Here is a 17072-nt window from a genome sequence, read left to right on the forward strand (position 1 = left end):
GATCGTCGGCTGCGTCGGCTCGACCGGCCGGGACGCCTACATCTCCCGGCGCGTCAGCCTCGGGGCCGGCGCGCGCGAGAGCTCCACGGCCCTGACCGTCAACCGGCTGTGTGGCTCCGGGATGCAGGCGATCGCGCTCGGCGCCGGGGAGCTGCTCGTCGGCGAGTCGGACGTCGCCGAGCGCTTCGGCGTCGCCCGCGCGGAGCAGGACGCCTTCGCGCTCGAGTCGCAGCGCCGTGCGCGCGCCGCCCAGGGCGACCGCGCGGTTGCGGAAGAGATCATCCCGGTCACGGTCCGCGGCCATCGCGGCGACGTCATCATCGACGCCGACGAGCACCCTCGCGAGGTCACCCTCGAGAAGCTCGCGGGGATGCGCCCGGTCTTCCGCGAGGGCGGCACCGTCACGGCGGGCAACTCCTCGGGCATCAACGACGGCGCCGCCGCCCTGGTCTTCACGCGCGCCTCAGTCGCCCGCGCGCGCGGGGCGCCGCCGATCGCGGAGCTCGTGGACTTCACCAAGGTCGGCATCGACCCGGCGATCATGGGCTACGGGCCGAAGCCCGCCGTGGACCGGCTGCTCGCCCGCACCGGCGTCGACGTCGCGGACCTGGACTGGATCGAGCTCAACGAGGCCTTCGCCGCCCAGGCGGTCCCGGTGATCCGCGACCTCGGCCTCGACGAGTCGGTCGTGAACCCGCTCGGCGGCGCCATCGCCTGGGGCCACCCGATCGGCGCCACCGGCGCCATCATCAGCGCCCGCACGATCGCGGGCCTGCGCCGGACCGGCGGTGAGCTGGGGCTCGCGACCATGTGCATCGGCGGCGGCCAGGCGGTCGCGAGCCTGTGGCGCGCGCTCTGATACGCGCGGACCAGCCCTGACGCCTACCGGCGCGGGCCGGCCGCATGCGCGGCCGCGAACACCCCGGCCTCCGCGAGCGTCTCGTTCGCCGCGTCGAGGATGCGTCCGAAATGCAGGTACGAGTGCAGGATGCCGGGTGCCTCGCGGTAGTCGTGGGGGACGCCGCCGCGGCGCAGGAGCTCGGCGAAGGCGCGACTGTCGTCGGCGAGAGGGTCCAGGGCCGCCGACCGCACGAGGACCGGCGGCAGGCCGGACAGGTCCGCCGTGATCGGACGCGCCCAGGGCGCGTCCGCGTCCGCGGGGTCGGCGTAGAGGGCCTCGGCGAAGGCGGAGAGCTCCTCCATCGCCATCCCGTCCCAGTCCCCGCCCCAGAGGCGGCGTGAGGCCGAGTCCGCGAGGCCGAAGCCGCCGTAGAACAGCAGCAGCGAGCGCAGCCGGTCGAAGACCTCGGGGCCCGTGACGGCGCCGTCGGCGAAGCCGCCGACCTGGTCGTCCCGCAGCTTGAGGGCCGCCCCGATGGAGAGCCCCGCGCCCGCGGAGTCGCCGGCGAGGGCGAGCCGGCGCGGGTCGATCCCCCACTCCTCGCCGCGCACGGCGAGATGGGCGGCGACCGCGGCGGTCTCGTGCATGGCCTGCGGGTGCTTCGCCTCGGGCGAGAGCGAGTAGTCGACGGCCACCACCACCGCGCCGCTGTGGTGGGCGAGCATCCGGTGGATGCGGTCGTGCGTGTCGAGGTCCCCGAGGGTGAACCCGCCGCCGTGGAGGAAGACGATCGCGGGCGCGCCCGTGCGGGCGGCGGTCGTCGGGCGGTGGCACCGCACCGGGACCTCGGCCCCGGCGACGGGGAGCACGACATCCCGCGTGGAGGCCATCGCCGGGCCGCCGACGTTCCAGAAGGCCCGCTCCGCCCGGTAGTCCGCCCGCGCCGCCTCGAGCGGGTCCTCGGGCAGGCTCAGCTCGGCGCGTCGGCGGGCCTCGTCCGCGTACTGGTGCTCGAGCACCCGCCGCATCTGGGGACTCAGCGCCTCGATCAGGTGATCGGGCAGTTCCTCGACCCGCTGCGCCGGGGCGGCGTGTCCGTCGGTCATGGCGACTCCTCGTCCTTCGTGCTCACAGCTGCGGGATGTTCGACAGCAGCGTCCGGGTGTACTCGTGGGTGGGGTTCTCGAGCACGGCGTCGACCGTCCCGCGATCGACGATGTGCCCCTTGTTGAGCACCGCGATGTGGTCGGACACGTGCCGAGCGAGCGTGATGTTATGGGTAACGAAGAGGATCGCCAGTCCGCGTTCCTCACGCAGCGTGTTCAGCAACGCGATGATCGAGGCCTGGACCGAGACGTCGAGCGCGCTGGTCACCTCGTCGCACACGAGCACGCTCGGCGCGTTGACGAGGGCCCGGGCGATCGCCGCGCGCTGGCGCTCGCCGCCCGAGAGGTCCCCCGGACGCCGGTCGTAGAAGGAGCGCCCCAGCCGCACCGTGTCGAGCGCCTCCTCGACGACGGCCCGCCGCCCGCCGCGCGGCAGCCGACGGCTGAGCTCGAGCGGGACGGTGAGCGACTGCCCGATGGTCCGGCGCGGGTTCAGGGAGGAGAACGGGGACTGGAAGACGTACTGGATGCCCTGTCGGCTCTCTAGGGAGCGGGCGCGGGTCGAGCGCGCGAGCTCCTCCCCGTGCAGGCTGACGGAGCCCTCGTAGCCGTCGACGAGGCCCGCCACGCAGCGGGACAGGGTTGTCTTGCCCGATCCGGACTCCCCCAGCAGCATGAGCGACTCCCCCGGCTGCAGGGTCATGTCGATGCCGCTCAGCACGGTGTTCGACCCGAAGCGCATGCTGAGGTCCCTCACCTGCAACAGATCGCCCTCGCGCGCATCGTCCGCCCCGCCGTCCGGGGCCGGGGCGCTCTCGACCGCGGCGGGGGGCGTGTCCCGTCCCGCCTCCGCGTGCTCCGACCCCTCCGCGGTCCCGGCCCGCTCCGTGGCGCGGCCGGGCTCGGGGACCGCGTGGGTGAGCTGCTTGCGGCCCTGCAGGTCGGGCACGGCGGCGAGCAGCCGGCGGGTGTACGGGTGCTCGGCGTCGTGGAGCACCTTGTGGACCGGTCCCTCCTCGACGAGCTCGCCGCGCAGCATGACGGCGACGCGGTCCGCGAGCTCGGCGACGACCGCGAGATCGTGGGTGATGTAGAGGCTCGCGACGTCGTGCCTGCGCGTCATGTCGCGGATGGTGTCGAGGACGTGCGCCTGCGTGGAGACGTCCAGCCCGGTGGTCGGCTCGTCGAGGACGAGCACGTCGGGCAGCATGGCGAAGGCCATGGCGATGCCGATCCGCTGCTGCTGGCCGCCGGAGAGCTGGTGGGGCCAGCGCCGCTGGTACTCCCGCGTCGAGGGCAGCCCGACGTCCTCGAGGGCCTCGCCCACGCGGGCCTCGCGCTCCCGGGCGGAGCTGCCGTAGCCGTGGACGTCGAGGACCTCGCGGATCTGCTCGCCCACGCGCATCGCGGGGTTGAGCGAGAGGGCGGGGTCCTGCGGGATGTAGGCCACGCGGGAGCCGCGCAGCGAGCGCACCTGGTCGGCGCCCAGATCCTCCATCCGCACCGGCTCGCCCTCGCGCGGGAGCAGCTCGATGCCCCCGCCGGTGCGCTCGACGCCTGCGCGATAGTGGCCCAGGCACGCGAGCCCGGCGGTGGTCTTCCCCGATCCGGATTCGCCGACCAGGCCCAGGACCTGCCCGCGCAGCAGCTCGAGGTCGATGCCGTGGAGGATCTCGTCCCCCGCGACGGCGCTCACGCGCAGCTGGTCGATCCGCAGGACCATCGACGGCGCGCCGTCGACGGCCGGGGTCGAGGCGGTGGACGGTGCGGTACTCATAGTCCCTCCACGTTCGTCGAGGCCGTCGCCCGCGCGATGGCGTCGGCCAGCAGGTTGGTGCCGATCGTCAGCACGGCGATCGCCAGGACCGGGAGCAGGACGCCCCACGGCTGGATGCTGAGCGCGATCCGGTTCTCGTTGATCATCAGTCCCCAGTCGGCGGTGGGCGGCTGCATCCCCAGGCCCAGGAAGGACAGCGAGGCGATGGCGCCGATCGAGTAGGTCAGCCGCAGCCCGGCCTCGACGCTCAGCGGGCCGGTCACGTTCGGCACGATCTCGCGGAAGATGATGTGGCTGCGCGGCATGGCGTACATCTCGGCGGCCCGGATGTAGTCCTCGTTGATGACGTTGAGGGTCGCCGCCCGGGCGACTCTCGCCACACGCGGTGCGTGGGTCAGGCCGATGACGGCGATCAGCACCCAGCCGTGGGAGCCGAGGACGACGATCGCGAGCATCGCGAACACGAGCTGCGGGACGGCGAGCAGCACGTCGTTGCAGCGCATGAGGATCGCGTCGAGGATCCCGCCCGCGTAGGCGGCGAGCATCCCGAACGCGGCGCCCACGATCAGGCCGATGGCCGTGGCGGCGACTGCGTAGACGACCAGCAGGGTGCCGCCGGCGAGGAACCGGGAGGCGACCGAGCGGCCCAGCTCGTCGGTCCCGAAAAGGCCCCAGGACTGGAAGGGGCGGGCGGCGAACTCCGTCGGCCCGTGCCCGGTGAGCACCGGGGCGAGCGGAGGACCGGCGAAGGCCAGCACCACGATCACCGCGGTGAGGACGATGCCGATCCGGCCCTCGGACTGCGCCCAGACGCGGCGCAGGATGGGGACGGGGCGGGAGGCCGACTCCTTGACGGCCCCCGCCTCCTCGCCCGGCGCGTCGGACCGGTCGGGTCCGCCGGGTCCGTCCCCGGTGAGCGCAACAGCAGCGGAATCGCTCATGACTGGCTCCTCAGCTTCGGATTGGACAGGATCCCGACGATGTCGGCGAGCAGGTTCACCACGACGTACACGGCCGCGACGATCATCGAGACCGCCTGGACGACCTGGACGTCGCGGAAGTTGACGGCGTCGATGAGCGCCTGGCCCATGCCGGGATAGCGGAACAGGAACTCGGCGACCACGACGCCGCCCGCGAGCCAGGCCAGCTGGATCGCGATCACCTGGGCAACGGGGCCGACCGCGTGCGGCAGCGCGTGGCGCAGGATCACGCGACGCTCGGGCACGCCCTTGAGACGGGCCATCTCGACGTACCCGGAGTCGAGGACGTCGAGCATGGTCGCGCGCATCATGCGGGCGATGTACGGCGCGACCACCAGGGCGAGGGTGATGGTCGGCAGGATCATCTGCGAGGGCAGGCGCCAGGGCGCGACCCCGGGCGGAGCCATCGTCACCGCCGGCAGGACCTGGAAGACCGAGGTGGCCAGGAGCGTGACCAAGGCGATGCCGATCACGAACTCGGGCAGCGCGGCGAGCGCGAGGCTCACCCAGGTCACGGCACTGTCACGGCGGGTGCCGTGGTGCAGCGCGGAGTAGATCCCGAAGCCGATGCCGAGCGGCACGGACACGATCGCGGCCAGGCACATGAGCACGAGACTCGAGACCAGGCGCTGCGAGAGCAGCGCGCTCACGGGACCGCCCGAGGACGTCGAGTACCCGAAGTCGCCGACGAACAGCCCTCCGAGCCAGTAGAAGTACCGAACGATCGCGGGCTTGTCGAGGTCCATCTCGGCGTTGAGCGCGGCGATCCGCTCGGGGGTCGCCTGCTGGCCGAGGATGGCGCGCGCCGGATCGCCCGGCAGCAGCAGGGTCGCGCAGAAGATCACGACGGAGACGGCGAGCAGGATCACGACCGACAGGACGAGCCTGCGCAGGATGAGTCGACGCATCAGGACACCTCCCCCAGCCACACGCGGCGGAAGGTGTACCCGGACAGGGGCAGCCCCGTCGCGTTCTCCACGAGACCGACGACGTACCCCTGGTAGGCGTCGACCTGGTTGCCGAATCCCCAGATGATGTATCCGCCCTCCTCGAAGAGCTGCTTCTGCGCCTCGCGGATGAGGTTCCTGCGGGCCTTTTCGTCGAGTTCGGCGCGGATGGCGTCGATCCGCTTCGCGAACTCCTCGTCGGTGAAGTGGGTTTCGTTGAACGGCGAGCCCTCGAGCACGCAGGAGACCGCCTGCGAGGTGAAGTTGCGCGTGTACCAGAAGCTCTGCGCGAAGTCCCACTGCAGGTAGTCCTCGCCGAAGAACGTGGTGGTGTCCACGCGGCGGATGCTGATCCTGATCCCGGCGTCCTTCGCCTGCTCGGCGAACACCTGCGCGGCCTCGACCGCGCCCGACTGGATCGGGGCCGTGACCAGCTCGACGTCGATGCCGTCGGGATGCCCCGCCTCGGCGAGCAGTCGCTTTGCCTCGGCGAGGTCCTGCTCCCGCTGCGGGAAGTCCTTCGGGTAGTCCGGGTCCAGCGGCGCGAACATGTCGTTACCGGCCCGGCCGTAGCCGGAGAAGACCTGCTCGATCATCTGCGGGCGGTCGACGGCCAGGCGCATGGCCTGTCGCACGCGGACGTCGTCGAAGGGCTTCACGTCCACGCGCATGGTGAAGGGCAGCCACATGCCGGTCTCGGAGTTGAGGATCTTCATCCGCTCGTCGGACCCGAGGACATCCACGAGCGCGAGCGGGATCTGGCCGATGCAGTCCACCTGGCTGGACAGCAGCGCGTTGACCATCGCGTCGGTGTCGTTGAAGTTCAGCAGCTGCACCTGGTCGAGGTAGGGCGCGCCGTCCCAGTACTCGGTGTTGGCCTTCAGCACCGTGGACTGCCCGGGGTCGAAGGACGCGAGAGAGAACGGTCCGGTGCCGATCGGCGCCTCCGGGTCGTAGCCGTGAGGGACGATGCCCTGGGAGTACTGGCCGACGATGTCGTCCAGCGCGCTGTCAGGCTCGTGGAGGTGGAATTCGACGGTGTGGTCGTCGACCGCGACGATCTTGTCCAGGGCGGCCAGGCCCGCGGCGCCCGACTTCGGGTCGTCGGGGTCGATGATCCGCTCGAAGGTGAACACCACGTCGTCCGCCGTCAGCGGGGAGCCGTCGTGGAAGGTCACGTGCCGGCGCAGCTTCGCGGTCCAGATGGTCGCCTCAGCGTTCGGCTCGAAGGACTCGGCGAGCCGGTGCTCGAGCTGGTAGTCATCGCCGCGCAGCAGCAGCGGATCGTACAGGTTGATGACGCGGGCGGAGTCGCCGGAGTTCACGGGCGTGTGCGCGTCGACGCTGTCGGCCGACGAGCCGCCGACCAGTCCGACCCGCAGGGTTCCACCGCGGCGCGGCTCGCCGTCCACGTCGACCTCGGGGGCCGCCGCGCGGCCGCACGCCGAGAGCAGACCCAAGCATCCGATCCCTGCGGCGCCGCCCAGCAGCGTCCTGCGGCTGGGTCCCGCCGGGACCTTGCCCGCCATTCTGCGCCCGCTCATCGCTTCCTCTCCGTCACGGTGTCTCCTCCTCGTGCGTCGATCTGGCCCGATGTCCTGCCCGGGTCCGATGTCTCGCCCGCCGCTGATGTCTCCCCTGGCACTCAGACGCCCACCGACCGTCCCGCCCACGCGGGAGCTCCGGCGAGCGCCGCCTGCGCGGCGGCACGAGTCGCGGCGGGCAGGGCCGAGGCGCGCCCCGTCCCCCGGTCGACATGGATGCCGAGCAGCTCCTCGGTGGCGACCGGCTCGCCGTCGACGGTCATCTCGTGGGCCAGCTGCAGCTTCTTCTCCGCGATGGCGATCACGTCGCTGCGCACCTCGAGCCGGGCGTCCGGCCCGACCTCCCGGAGGTAGCGCACATGCGCCTCGACGGTGAACAGCGAGCAGCCCGTGCTCTCGCGGTACTCGGGCCCGAGGCCGAGGGCGGCCATCGCCTCGTCGGTCGCGTAGCCGAACACGAGGACGTAGTAGGCCTCGGAGAGGTGGCCGTTGTAGTCGATCCACTCGGGCAGGACGGGCGTCGCGAACGTCGTGAGGCTCATGCGCTCGCCCCCGTGCCGCCTGCCCTCTCGCCGGTGCTCGCGCCCATATCTCCGGTGTTCGCCCCCGCGCCGCCGGTCGTCGGCTTCTCGGCGGCACCCGGGAGGGAGGCGCGCAGCTCCTGGGAGAGCCGGCGGATAGCGATGATCGAGGCGTCGCGGGCGGCGACGAGCTCGGTGAAGCTGCGTCCGGCGATCTCGTCCTCGCAGCCGTCGATGACCTTCTGGCGCAGGTCGTCGGTGAGCTCCGGGGCGGTCAGGCGGGTCCACGGCGCGAGCAACGAGGGTCCGAAGTGGTCGAGCATGTGGGCCATTCCGCCCTCGCCGCCGGCCAGGGCGAAGGTGAGCATGGGGCCCTGCAGCGGCCAGCGCAGGCCGGGGCCGTCGGTGATCGAGCGGTCGATCTGGTCGACCGTCGCCTCGCCCGCGTCCACCATGTGCAGCGCCTCGCGCCAGAGCGCCTCCTGCAGCCGGTTAGCGATGAAGCCGGGCACCTCGCGGTCCATGCGGATCACGGACTTCCCGATCCGCTCGTAGAACTCGGCGGCCCAGTCGACGGCAGCCGCATCGGTCGCCTCGCCGCCGACGACCTCGACGAGAGGGATCAGGTACGGCGGGTTGAAGGGGTGGCCGACGACGAGCCGGTCCGCGAGACCCGCCTGCGCGGCCGTCGTGGCCATCTCGGTCATCGAGTACCCGGAGGTCGAGGACGCGATGACGACGTCCGGCGGGGCGGCGGCGGCGACCTCTGCCAGCAGGTCCTGCTTCATGGCGAGGTCTTCCGGGGCGGACTCCTGGACGAAGCCGACGCCCTCGAGCGCCTCGGCAAGGTCGCTGTGCACGCTCCAGGCGGAGGGGTCCGCTCCCTCGGCGAGCCCGAGCTCGGTCAGGGCGGGCCAGGCCGCGTCGATCAGCCGCTCGAGCTTCTCCCCGGCCGTCGGGCTGGGGTCCCAGACGCGCACGCGCAGTCCGTGGGCGAGGAAGTAGGCGGCCCAGCCGCCGCCGATCGTTCCCGCTCCGACGCATCCGACGGTGTCGATGGTTCCGGGCTCGCGCAGTGGCATGGTGTGGTGGTCTCCTCTTTCCTGGGCGGTGCTGCTGTGTGTGGTGATGTGGGACGGGCGTCAGTGGGCGGCGAGCCCGAGGATGTCGCGCGCCTCGTTCGGTGAGGCGACGCGAGCGCCCATGCCCTCGATGAGGGTGCGCGCGCGCTCGACCAGCTGGGCGTTGGTGGCCTTCACGCCCTTGGACAGGTAGAGGTTGTCCTCGAGCCCGACGCGCACGTGCCCTCCGGCGAGGACGGACTGCGCAACCCACGGGAGCTGATGGCGGCCGATGCCGAAGGACGTGAACTGCGCCGTGGCCGGGAGCATGTCCACCATGGCGGTGAGCAGTCCGGTGCTCACAGGCGCGCCGTAGGGGATGCCCATGCACAGCTGGTACATCGGCGGATCGTCCAGCAGCCCCTCCTCATACATGACGTTGGCGAACCAGAGGTTGCCGGTGTCGAAGATCTCGAGCTCTGGCTTCACGCCGAGCTCACGGATCCGCGCCGCGCCCTCGCGCATCATGTCGGGGGTCGAGACGTAGATGTTCGAGCCCTCGCCGAAGTTCAGGGTGCCGCAGTCCAGGGTGCAGATCTCCGGGCGCAGTGCCTCGACGTGTGCGAGGCGTTCCGCCTGCGGGACCAGGTCGGTGCCGTCGAGGTGGCGGGTGGGGTCCTTCGGATCGATGACGAGGTCGCCGCCCATCCCCGCGGTCATGTTGATGACCGGGTCGACATCGGACTCGCGGACGAGGCGCGCGACCTCGGCGTAGAAGGCGGTCTCGCGCGAGCCCTGACGGGTGCGGGGGTCCCGCACGTGGATGTGGATCACGGAGGCGCCAGCGCGGGCGGCGGCGATCCCGGAATCCGCGATCTCCTGCGGGGCGACCGGGACGTGCTCGCTCTTGCCCGCCGTGTCGCCGGCTCCGGTGAGCGCGCAGGTGAGGATGACGTGACGGTTCATGGGGATGTCCTCGGCTTCGTGTCGTGCTGCTGGGGTCATGGCGGTCCTGCCGCGCGCGGCAGAGGGTGATCGTCGGGTCCGTCGCCGGACCTGGCGATGCGAGGGCGGGCGGGTGCGCGGACCCGCCCGGGGATGGTGTCAGGGGTGGGCGGCGAGCTCGGCGTCGATGTGCGCATCGACCATGGCGAGCATCTGCTCCGGGCCGAGCAGCCCCGTGAGCACGCGGATCCCGAGCCCGTCGAAGAGCGCGGTCAGCCGCAGCACGGCGTCCTCGAGGGGCTGCTCGCGGAGGTCGCCCGAGGCGATCCCTTCCGCGACGATGTCCCTCACCGTGCTCTCCCAGCGGCCGTAGCTCTCGGCGTGGTGCACCCGGGTCGACTCGCTGTGCGCGGAGATCGCCCACGTCTGCGCCCAGATCGACCACTCCTCGCGGACGAGCGGCTCCTGCGGCAGCTGGATCCGCACGAGCGCGCGGAGCCGGTCGAGCGGAGGCTGGGCGAACTCCAGACCCGCGACCTGCCGGTCGTACGCAAGCTTCACGCTGTACCGCAGGGTCTCCGCGAACAGCTCTTCCTTGTCCTCGAAGTGATAGTGGACGGTCGGCGGAGAGACGCCGGCAGCGGCCGCGACCTCGGAGATTCGCACCTGGGCGAATCCCCGATCGGCGAAGAGCTGCCACGCCTCCTGGACGATGCGCCGGCGCCGCAGACTGCTCGCGGCGGGAGCCTGGGACTCCCAGGCCGGCAGGGCGCTGCGCGCGGGAGCGGCCGCCGACTCCGCATCCGAGTCCGAGCCGGTGAGCAGCCAGCTGACTGTCACGCCGGTGATGGTCGCCAGGGCGAACAGCTCGTCAGGCTGGAACCGTCGCGCGCCCTTCAAGGACTTCGAGAGCTTCGTTTCCTCCAGCCGCATCTGCCGAGCGACCTCGCGCTGCGACAACCCCGACCCCTGGATTGCGGTCCGGAACCGGACCATCCGGGTATCTCGCTGGGTCGGGGCCGTTTCTCCAAGAGCTGGCGCACCGACCCACCGCTGCTCATGGGTCACGAGCTCCGCGTCGCCACCCGGAACGCCGGGCCGCTTAGGGGGAAGATCGCTCGATGTCACCCGACGAGACTAGGGGGAGCGTGCGAGAATCGCAACTCCTCGATTCGTCGTCAGCCAGAATCGCAAGCATCATGATGTCCGAGCTGGCCGTGGCAACCCAGACAGCTCCGGCTATCCCGACAACCGCGATGAACCCGGCGAGGTCCTGCTGACGGCGCGGCCACTGTCAGAGCCCGGCGCCACGGGAAGTGACCCGCCGCGAGGCACCCATGAGGCGACCACACTGGCGGGCTACCGCGCGGTCGAGGCCGCAATGTCCTTACACCGTGCCTGCCGTCCTCCGCTCCCCCGAACACCTGCGATCACGTGCTCCTCTGCATCTGGAGTCTGACACCTCCAGAATCTTTTCCGTCAGACGGCTCCAGGCACGACTATTCGGCCCATCGGTGTCGGGTCGACTGAGCTTTTCGCTCTTACTACCAGGCCGCGGTACTGCACGGATTCACTCCCTTCACCACCGACTCTTTGTGCCCCGCCCGCGCCGGAAACGTGCTGGTCGCCAGGAGAACGAGCGCGTGGTTCAAGCACCTTCAGCAGCGGCGGCGCCTCATGCTGCTTCACCACCACGAACGTGATAGTGGAGGCACGACTGCGAAGCGGCAGACCGCAGAAGCCGGGGCGCTGCCTTCACAATCGGCCACCGCGCTCTCCGGGATGGAATCGCCTGCCGGCGTCAGTCCGCGGCACCCTCCTCGACGAAGTGGGTGTCGTTCACGGACGTCGCCTTCCACGTGCCCGCCTCGTAGACGAGGGTGCTCACGGCGGCGTTCTCGATGCCTCCGTGCACGTTGCTGAGGTCCGCCTTCAGCGTGGTCAGGACGCACATGATGGTGATGCCGCTGGAGACCACGAGGACATTGCCGCCCCCAGCCTTCGTCTGCGCAGCCCCGATCGCATCGAGTGCCTTCAAGGCGCGCTCGGAGACGTCGGCCGACGTCTCCACCGGGAGATCGGTGTCCCCTGCGACGACAGCGATCGAGTCGAGGACATCGAGGTAGTCGAGCTTCCCCATGTCCGCCATCAGCGCCTTCTGGTCCGCGTATCCCTGATCCTCGGCGATTGCGTCCCACATGACCGCGTTCCTGTCCCCCTCGAACGGGCCGAAGGCCATCTCACGGAGGCGCTCGTCGCGCTCCGGTTCGAGGCTCGACCCGGCGGTGTCGAGCGCGTCGTGCGCGGTCGTGTAGTGGCGCACCATTTCGGCGCAGTATGCGCCGCCGAACTCGATTCCCGCCTTCGCGAGCCCCGTGCCGAGCTGCTTCGCGACCTTGCTTCCCGGATCCGTGAGCGGGGAGTCCGCCCAGCCTTGGACCCGGTCGAGCTCGTTGAGCAACGTCTCCCCGTGGCGCGTGAGGTAGATCGTCACGGGCTCGCCGCCGGCACCCGCTCCGTCGGAACCCGATCCGCCAGAGCCCTTCGACGGTGCGCAGGCGACCAGGGAGGTCGTGGCCGCGGTGGCCACGGCTGCCGCGGCCAGGCCGCGCCGGGTGACTCGCGCTGTGCTCATGCTGGTCTCCGTCTCGTGTGGGGAATCCGCCGCACGCCGGATGGCGGGGCCGGTCACAGCGTCAGTCCGTGGCCGAAGCGGAACAGGGGGTCCGCGGTGTCGAAGGGGACGTCGGAGCGGCTCGCGCGGACGGCCTCCATGCTGCGCGGCACCTCGAACGGGAGCCGGCCCTTCGCCTCGGCCGCGCCGGTGAGCACGTCCAGGAGGGCGCGCGGGCTCGCGCCGAAATCGGCCACGACGGCCGCCGCGGAGTCCACGATCGGCTCGAGGATCGCCGGGCGATCGAGGAACACGTCGACGACGGTCGGCACCTGCGCCGCGACCGCGGCCACATGGTCGAGCACGTGCTGGGGGAAGTCCAGGGAGCCCGAGTGGAAGAAGTTCTCGAAGGTCGTGCCGCGCTCCTCGAAGGGCGCTCGCAGTCGCAGCACGGCGGCGTCGGCCGCGGCCGGATCGTCCACGACGGTGCCGTACTCGGCGGCGACCTCCGGGTCGATGCCCTCGACGTACAGCGAGAGGCCGGAGCGCAGCGGGAGCGCCTGATCGTTGGTCAACACTGTGATCGCCGCGCGCTGCGCGCGCTCACCGGCCTCGCGGAACGAGGCGCTCCCGACGATCGAGGAAGCGCTGAGCTCATCCACGAAGGGATCGTCGAAGAGTCCCAGCCGGAACTTCTCGCGCAGCAGACGGCGGGCGGAGACGTCCAGCCGCTCCTCGCTCACGTCCCCGGAGCGAACCAGGTCGACGAGCAGTTCGGGGCACGACTCGCCGCCGAACTGATCGACACCGGCGTCCAGGGCCGCGACGATGCGCTCGCTCGGGCTCAGGTGCTCGAGCCCCCAGGCCCTCGCGGGGAACTCGTCGCCCATGATCGCGGCGTCGGTGAGCAGTCCCCAATCCGTGCAAACGACGCCGTCGAAGCCGAAGCGCTCGCGCAGCAGCCTGGTGATGACGGCGCGGTTGAAGCCGAACCCGACCTCCTCGAGCTCGGTGCCGACCGGCATCCCGTAGTACGGCATGATCTGGCTGGTGCCCGCGGCGAACGCCGCCTCGAAGGGCTTCAGGTGGTACTCGAAGTTGTGACCGGGGTACACCTGCTCGCGCCCATGGGCGAAGTGGGGGTCCTCGCCGTCCTTCTGTGACCCGCCGCCGGGGAAGTGCTTCGTCATCGTCGCGACCGACCCCGGGCCGAGCTCCTCGCCCTGGAAGCCGCGGATGTAGGCCGTGACCAGCCGCGAGGTCAGCTCCGCGTCCTCCCCGAAGGTCGCGATCTGGCGGGACCAGCGGGGCTCGGTGGTGAGATCGATCTGCGGATGCAGTGCCACGCGCAGTCCGACCGCGGTGTACTCGGCGCGGGCTATGCGGCCGAACTCCTCGACCACGTCGGCGTCGCCGATCGCCGCGAGGCCCAGCTGCTCGGGCCACTGCGAGAAGGACCCGGCCAGCAGCGCGGCTCCCGGATTGTCGGTGAAGGAGTGCCGCGGGTCGGAGGAGAGGGTCACCGGGATGCCCAGGCGGGTCGAGCGCGCGTGGTCCTGGAGACGGTTGTGCCAGCGCGCCATGGTTGTGGCCTCGGGCGTCTCGCCGAGAACGTTGAAGTGCGTGAGCCGCCTGTCGTCGACGTACTCGGGGGTCGACGGCAGGCCGAAGGCCGGGTCCGCCTCGGCGAGCTCGCCGTCCACCCCCACCATGATCATGGCGTGGAAGAAGAGTCCAGCCTTCTCCTCGACAGTCATCTGTCCGAGCAGGTTCTCGACCCGCGCGTCGATCGGCAGCGCGGGGTCGCGGAAGGTCGGGTCGATCCCCACTGCGGTGGGGGTGGTCTCGGGTCGCGGGGTGGTGCTCATCTGTCTCCGTGTTCCTGTCCCTGGTCCTGGTCGTTCGTCTCGGATGCCTCGGCGGGCGTCCGCCGGGCGGTTGGTCGGGTCACTTCACGGACTTGATGCGGTACACCAGGAGCGCGCCGCAGAGGGCGACGAGCGAGCCGAAGAGATACCACGTGGCATAGCCGCCGAGCGGGGTCATGGCTCCGAGCCCGATGATCGTGGGTGCGATGGCCGGGGCGATCGACTGCGGGATCGCATTGGCGATGTTCAGCACGCCCAGGTCCTTCGCGGTGTCCTCCGGGTTCGGCAGCACCTGGGTGGTCAGCGCCAGGTCGACGGAGAAGAAGGAACCGGCGCCGAGGCCGATGATGCCCTGAGCGAGGATCACCAGCGGGATCGTCGGCGCCAGCGACAGCGTGACCAGGCCGATCACCATCACGATTCCTGCCACGGTGACGAAGATCCGGCGCCTGCCGATGCGATCGGACAGGATCCCGCTGAGAGGACTCGAGATCACCATCGCACCGGTCGAGGCGATGTTGGCGAGCAGAATCGTCGTGACGGCCTCCTGCTCGGAGAGCCCGAAGCTCTCGGTGAGGTAGTAGGGCAGGAACGTGGCAATGCCTGCGTAGCCGAACATGATCAGGAACTTGGTGATCCATGCCCAGCCGAAGTCGGGGTGCTTGACGGGGTTGAAGAGGAAGGATCCGAAGAACTGGCCGACCGTGAAACGGTGCGCGGGCTTCTGGGTGAGCTTGCGGTTCTTGAGCGTGATCCCGAAGAGCAGGCACAGCACGAGGGCGAGCGCCCCGGGCACGATGAACCGCGTCTGGTCGTTCGACAGGAAGTTGACGATGAGGCTGCCGGCCAGGATGCCCAGAGGCGTCGTGATGCCGACCAGGCCCGAGGCCTTACCTCTGCGCTCGGTCGGCACCTGGTCCGGCAGGGTGGCGTTCGCGGCAGCGAGCACGGCGTTCATGGCGGTCTGCGCGATGCACCAGCCCACGAGGACGATCCAGATGGAGGAGGCGATACCGATCAGGCCGAGCGCGAGGAACCCGACCACGACGCCGCCGATGATCCACGGTCGGCGCATGCCCAGGCTCGAGGTGGTGCGGTCCGAGAGTCGGCCCGCGAGCGGGTTGGCGACCAGCGCGAAAATAGCGCCGACACCCAGAACGAGACCCAGGTCCGCGGTGGCCTGGGCGGTCGTGGCCGAGAGGTGCTGCACCTTGAAAGCCATCGACACCATGACCGGCGTCAGCAGCGCCACGTAGATGCCGAAGTTCGCCCCGGCCAGCGCGGGTACGTAGCCGCGCGGCTCATGGCCAGGGGTTGTCGGGGCGCTCGACGCGGCGGCTGCGACCAGGTTCTCCGGGTCCGCGGAGAGCGATTCCGGTCGTGATGACGACTCTGTCATGGGGGTGATCCTTTCGGTGCTGGGCGCCACTGCCCACGGGGAGCGTAGCCCAAAAATCGACCGATTGGTTAGCTTCTTGGCTCTCGCATAGAATTGGCCAGCTTGCAGAGGAGGTCAGCGTGGGGACGACGACGGTGCAGCGGTACGCGGCGGGTCGAGCGCGCGAGGTCGAGCTGCTCGACGCGGCGAGCTCGCTCTTCGCCGAACGCGACTTCGGCGGCGTCTCGCTGCGCGACATCGCCGCGCGCACGGGGATTTCGCACGCATCCGTACTGCGCTACTACCCGTCGAAGGACGCGATCCTCCGGGCGCTCCTGGACCGCTGGGAGCAGGGGAACATCGCCTTCTCCCGCGAGCATCCCGAGCTGCGGGGGCCCGAGCTCACGATGGCACTCGCCCGGCGCAACGATGCCGTGCCCGGGTACGTCGAGCTGTTCGCGGTTCTCGCCGGGGAGGCGACGCCCAGCCAACACCCGGCCCATGACCATTTCGCACGCCGGTACCGCGATCTCCGCGGCGGTTTCGACAACCCTGGACAGGCACCCGAACCAGGGCTCAGTGCCCTCTGGGACGGTCTCCAGATCATGTCCTTGTACATCGACGAGCTACAGGTCCCTGACGAGCTCGCCGCGTTCCTCGGGGGCGCCGGCGCGCCAAGGCGCGCGTGGGACCTCCCCGAGCCCCCCGCGGAGGCCCTCGGGCGCGAGGCGGGAGCCGGGTACTCGAAGGGCCGGCGCCGGCGCGCAGAGATTGTCAGAAACGCCTCTCGACTCTTTGCCGAACGCGGCTTCCTCGCGACCAGCCTCAGCGAGATCGCGCGCCACGCGGGAGTCTCGAAGTCGACCCTCGTGCATCACATCGGCACGAAGAACAACTTGCTAGCCTCCGTGCTGCAGGCGCGAGACCACGCGGTCATCGAGACCTTCGACGCCGATGGCGGGATGCGACTCTCTGATCTCGTGACCGGATCCCGGTTGAACGAGCTCAGCTCAGGCCTCGTCGAGCTGTACACAGTTATGGTGTGCGAGGCGACGAGCCCTCTCCACCCCGCCCATGACTACTTCTCCCGGCGCTACCGGAACACAGTCTCCCGGTTCGCCGAGCTGTTGCGCGCCGAAGCACCGGGGATCCCCGATCCGCTACGCTCCGCGACCTGGTTCGTGGCCACGTGGGACGGCCTCCAGATCCAGTGGCTGTACGACCGCGACGCGGTGGACGTCCCCGGAACCCTCGCACGCCTGCTCGCGGACCTCTCGACGCGCGACTGACGACGGGTCGACGCCCGGGCGGACCGGAAGCACGCCCTCGCACGACAGCACCGCGCCCAGCTACGCGACCCCTGTCCTGACAACGGCACCCGTCGCGGTCCTCGTGCCTGCGCCGGTGATCGTCCTCGACATCTTCCCCCATCTCACCGTGGTGGTCATCGCTCTGCGAGCGCCCACGCCAAGCAACTCATCCTCCAGACG

At 70.6% G+C, this 17072-nt stretch carries 14 protein-coding genes and 1 pseudogene; 3 read left to right on the top strand and 12 right to left on the bottom strand.

The features are described from left to right. Positions 1-40 precede the first annotated feature (40 nt). Both I8D64_RS17910 and I8D64_RS05810 read left to right on the top strand, forming a co-directional pair. A pseudogene (locus I8D64_RS17910) lies at positions 41-112 on the top strand (hypothetical protein); the annotation flags it as partial. A 9-nt stretch (positions 113-121) separates the two neighbouring features. Then, positions 122-859: a thiolase family protein gene (locus I8D64_RS05810; protein WP_246482760.1), complete on the top strand. Its 738-nt coding sequence runs from the start codon at positions 122-124 to the stop codon at positions 857-859. A gap of 23 nt (positions 860-882) precedes the next feature. Here the strand turns inward: I8D64_RS05810 and I8D64_RS05815 are convergent, their stop codons facing one another. From I8D64_RS05815 to I8D64_RS05870, 12 genes are all read right to left on the bottom strand, one after another. Next, entirely contained in the window at positions 883-1947 is a 1065-nt protein-coding gene (locus I8D64_RS05815) for an alpha/beta hydrolase fold domain-containing protein (protein WP_200501558.1), read from the bottom strand. Between the two features lie 22 nt (positions 1948-1969). Continuing rightward, positions 1970-3724 (bottom strand): ABC transporter ATP-binding protein, encoded by a 1755-nt coding sequence (locus I8D64_RS05820; protein WP_200501559.1) that lies wholly within the window; start codon positions 3722-3724, stop codon positions 1970-1972. Continuing rightward, positions 3721-4665 (bottom strand): ABC transporter permease, encoded by a 945-nt coding sequence (locus tag I8D64_RS05825; protein ID WP_200501560.1) that lies wholly within the window; start codon positions 4663-4665, stop codon positions 3721-3723. Before I8D64_RS05825 ends, I8D64_RS05820 begins: the two co-directional genes overlap by 4 nt. After that, complete coding sequence (locus I8D64_RS05830) at positions 4662-5612, bottom strand: ABC transporter permease (RefSeq protein WP_200501561.1); 951 nt, start codon at positions 5610-5612, stop codon at positions 4662-4664. Before I8D64_RS05830 ends, I8D64_RS05825 begins: the two co-directional genes overlap by 4 nt. Then, a complete protein-coding gene (locus tag I8D64_RS05835; protein WP_246482761.1) occupies positions 5612-7195 on the bottom strand; it encodes an ABC transporter substrate-binding protein in 1584 nt (527 codons plus the stop codon). The genes I8D64_RS05830 and I8D64_RS05835 overlap by 1 nt, the downstream gene beginning before the upstream one ends. A gap of 101 nt (positions 7196-7296) precedes the next feature. After that, positions 7297-7737 carry a thioesterase family protein gene (locus tag I8D64_RS05840; protein WP_200501562.1) on the bottom strand — a complete coding sequence of 147 codons (441 nt, stop codon included), beginning with the start codon at positions 7735-7737 and terminating at the stop codon, positions 7297-7299. Next, positions 7734-8798: a 3-hydroxyacyl-CoA dehydrogenase NAD-binding domain-containing protein gene (locus tag I8D64_RS05845; protein ID WP_200501563.1), complete on the bottom strand. Its 1065-nt coding sequence runs from the start codon at positions 8796-8798 to the stop codon at positions 7734-7736. Before I8D64_RS05845 ends, I8D64_RS05840 begins: the two co-directional genes overlap by 4 nt. 60 nt (positions 8799-8858) lie before the next feature. Next, positions 8859-9743, bottom strand: a complete 885-nt coding sequence (locus tag I8D64_RS05850) for a beta-keto acid cleavage family enzyme (protein WP_200501564.1) — start codon at positions 9741-9743, stop codon at positions 8859-8861. A 138-nt stretch (positions 9744-9881) separates the two neighbouring features. After that, a complete protein-coding gene (locus I8D64_RS05855; protein WP_246482762.1) occupies positions 9882-10655 on the bottom strand; it encodes a TetR/AcrR family transcriptional regulator in 774 nt (257 codons plus the stop codon). Between the two features lie 868 nt (positions 10656-11523). Then, positions 11524-12357, bottom strand: a complete 834-nt coding sequence (locus I8D64_RS05860; RefSeq protein ID WP_200501566.1) for a histidine phosphatase family protein — start codon at positions 12355-12357, stop codon at positions 11524-11526. 53 nt (positions 12358-12410) lie between these two features. Next, positions 12411-14204: a glycoside hydrolase family 3 protein gene (locus I8D64_RS05865; protein WP_200501567.1), complete on the bottom strand. Its 1794-nt coding sequence runs from the start codon at positions 14202-14204 to the stop codon at positions 12411-12413. A gap of 79 nt (positions 14205-14283) precedes the next feature. Next, the gene (locus I8D64_RS05870; protein ID WP_200501568.1) at positions 14284-15603 is read right to left on the bottom strand and encodes an MFS transporter; all 1320 of its coding nucleotides are present in this window, start codon (positions 15601-15603) and stop codon (positions 14284-14286) included. 119 nt (positions 15604-15722) lie between these two features. On the opposite strand from I8D64_RS05870, the gene I8D64_RS05875 reads away from it, so the two are divergent. Next, positions 15723-16871 carry a TetR family transcriptional regulator gene (locus I8D64_RS05875; protein WP_200501569.1) on the top strand — a complete coding sequence of 383 codons (1149 nt, stop codon included), beginning with the start codon at positions 15723-15725 and terminating at the stop codon, positions 16869-16871. Positions 16872-17072 lie beyond the last annotated feature (201 nt).

This window comes from Brachybacterium halotolerans (assembly GCF_016623465.1).
GTDB lineage: Bacteria > Actinomycetota > Actinomycetes > Actinomycetales > Dermabacteraceae > Brachybacterium > Brachybacterium halotolerans.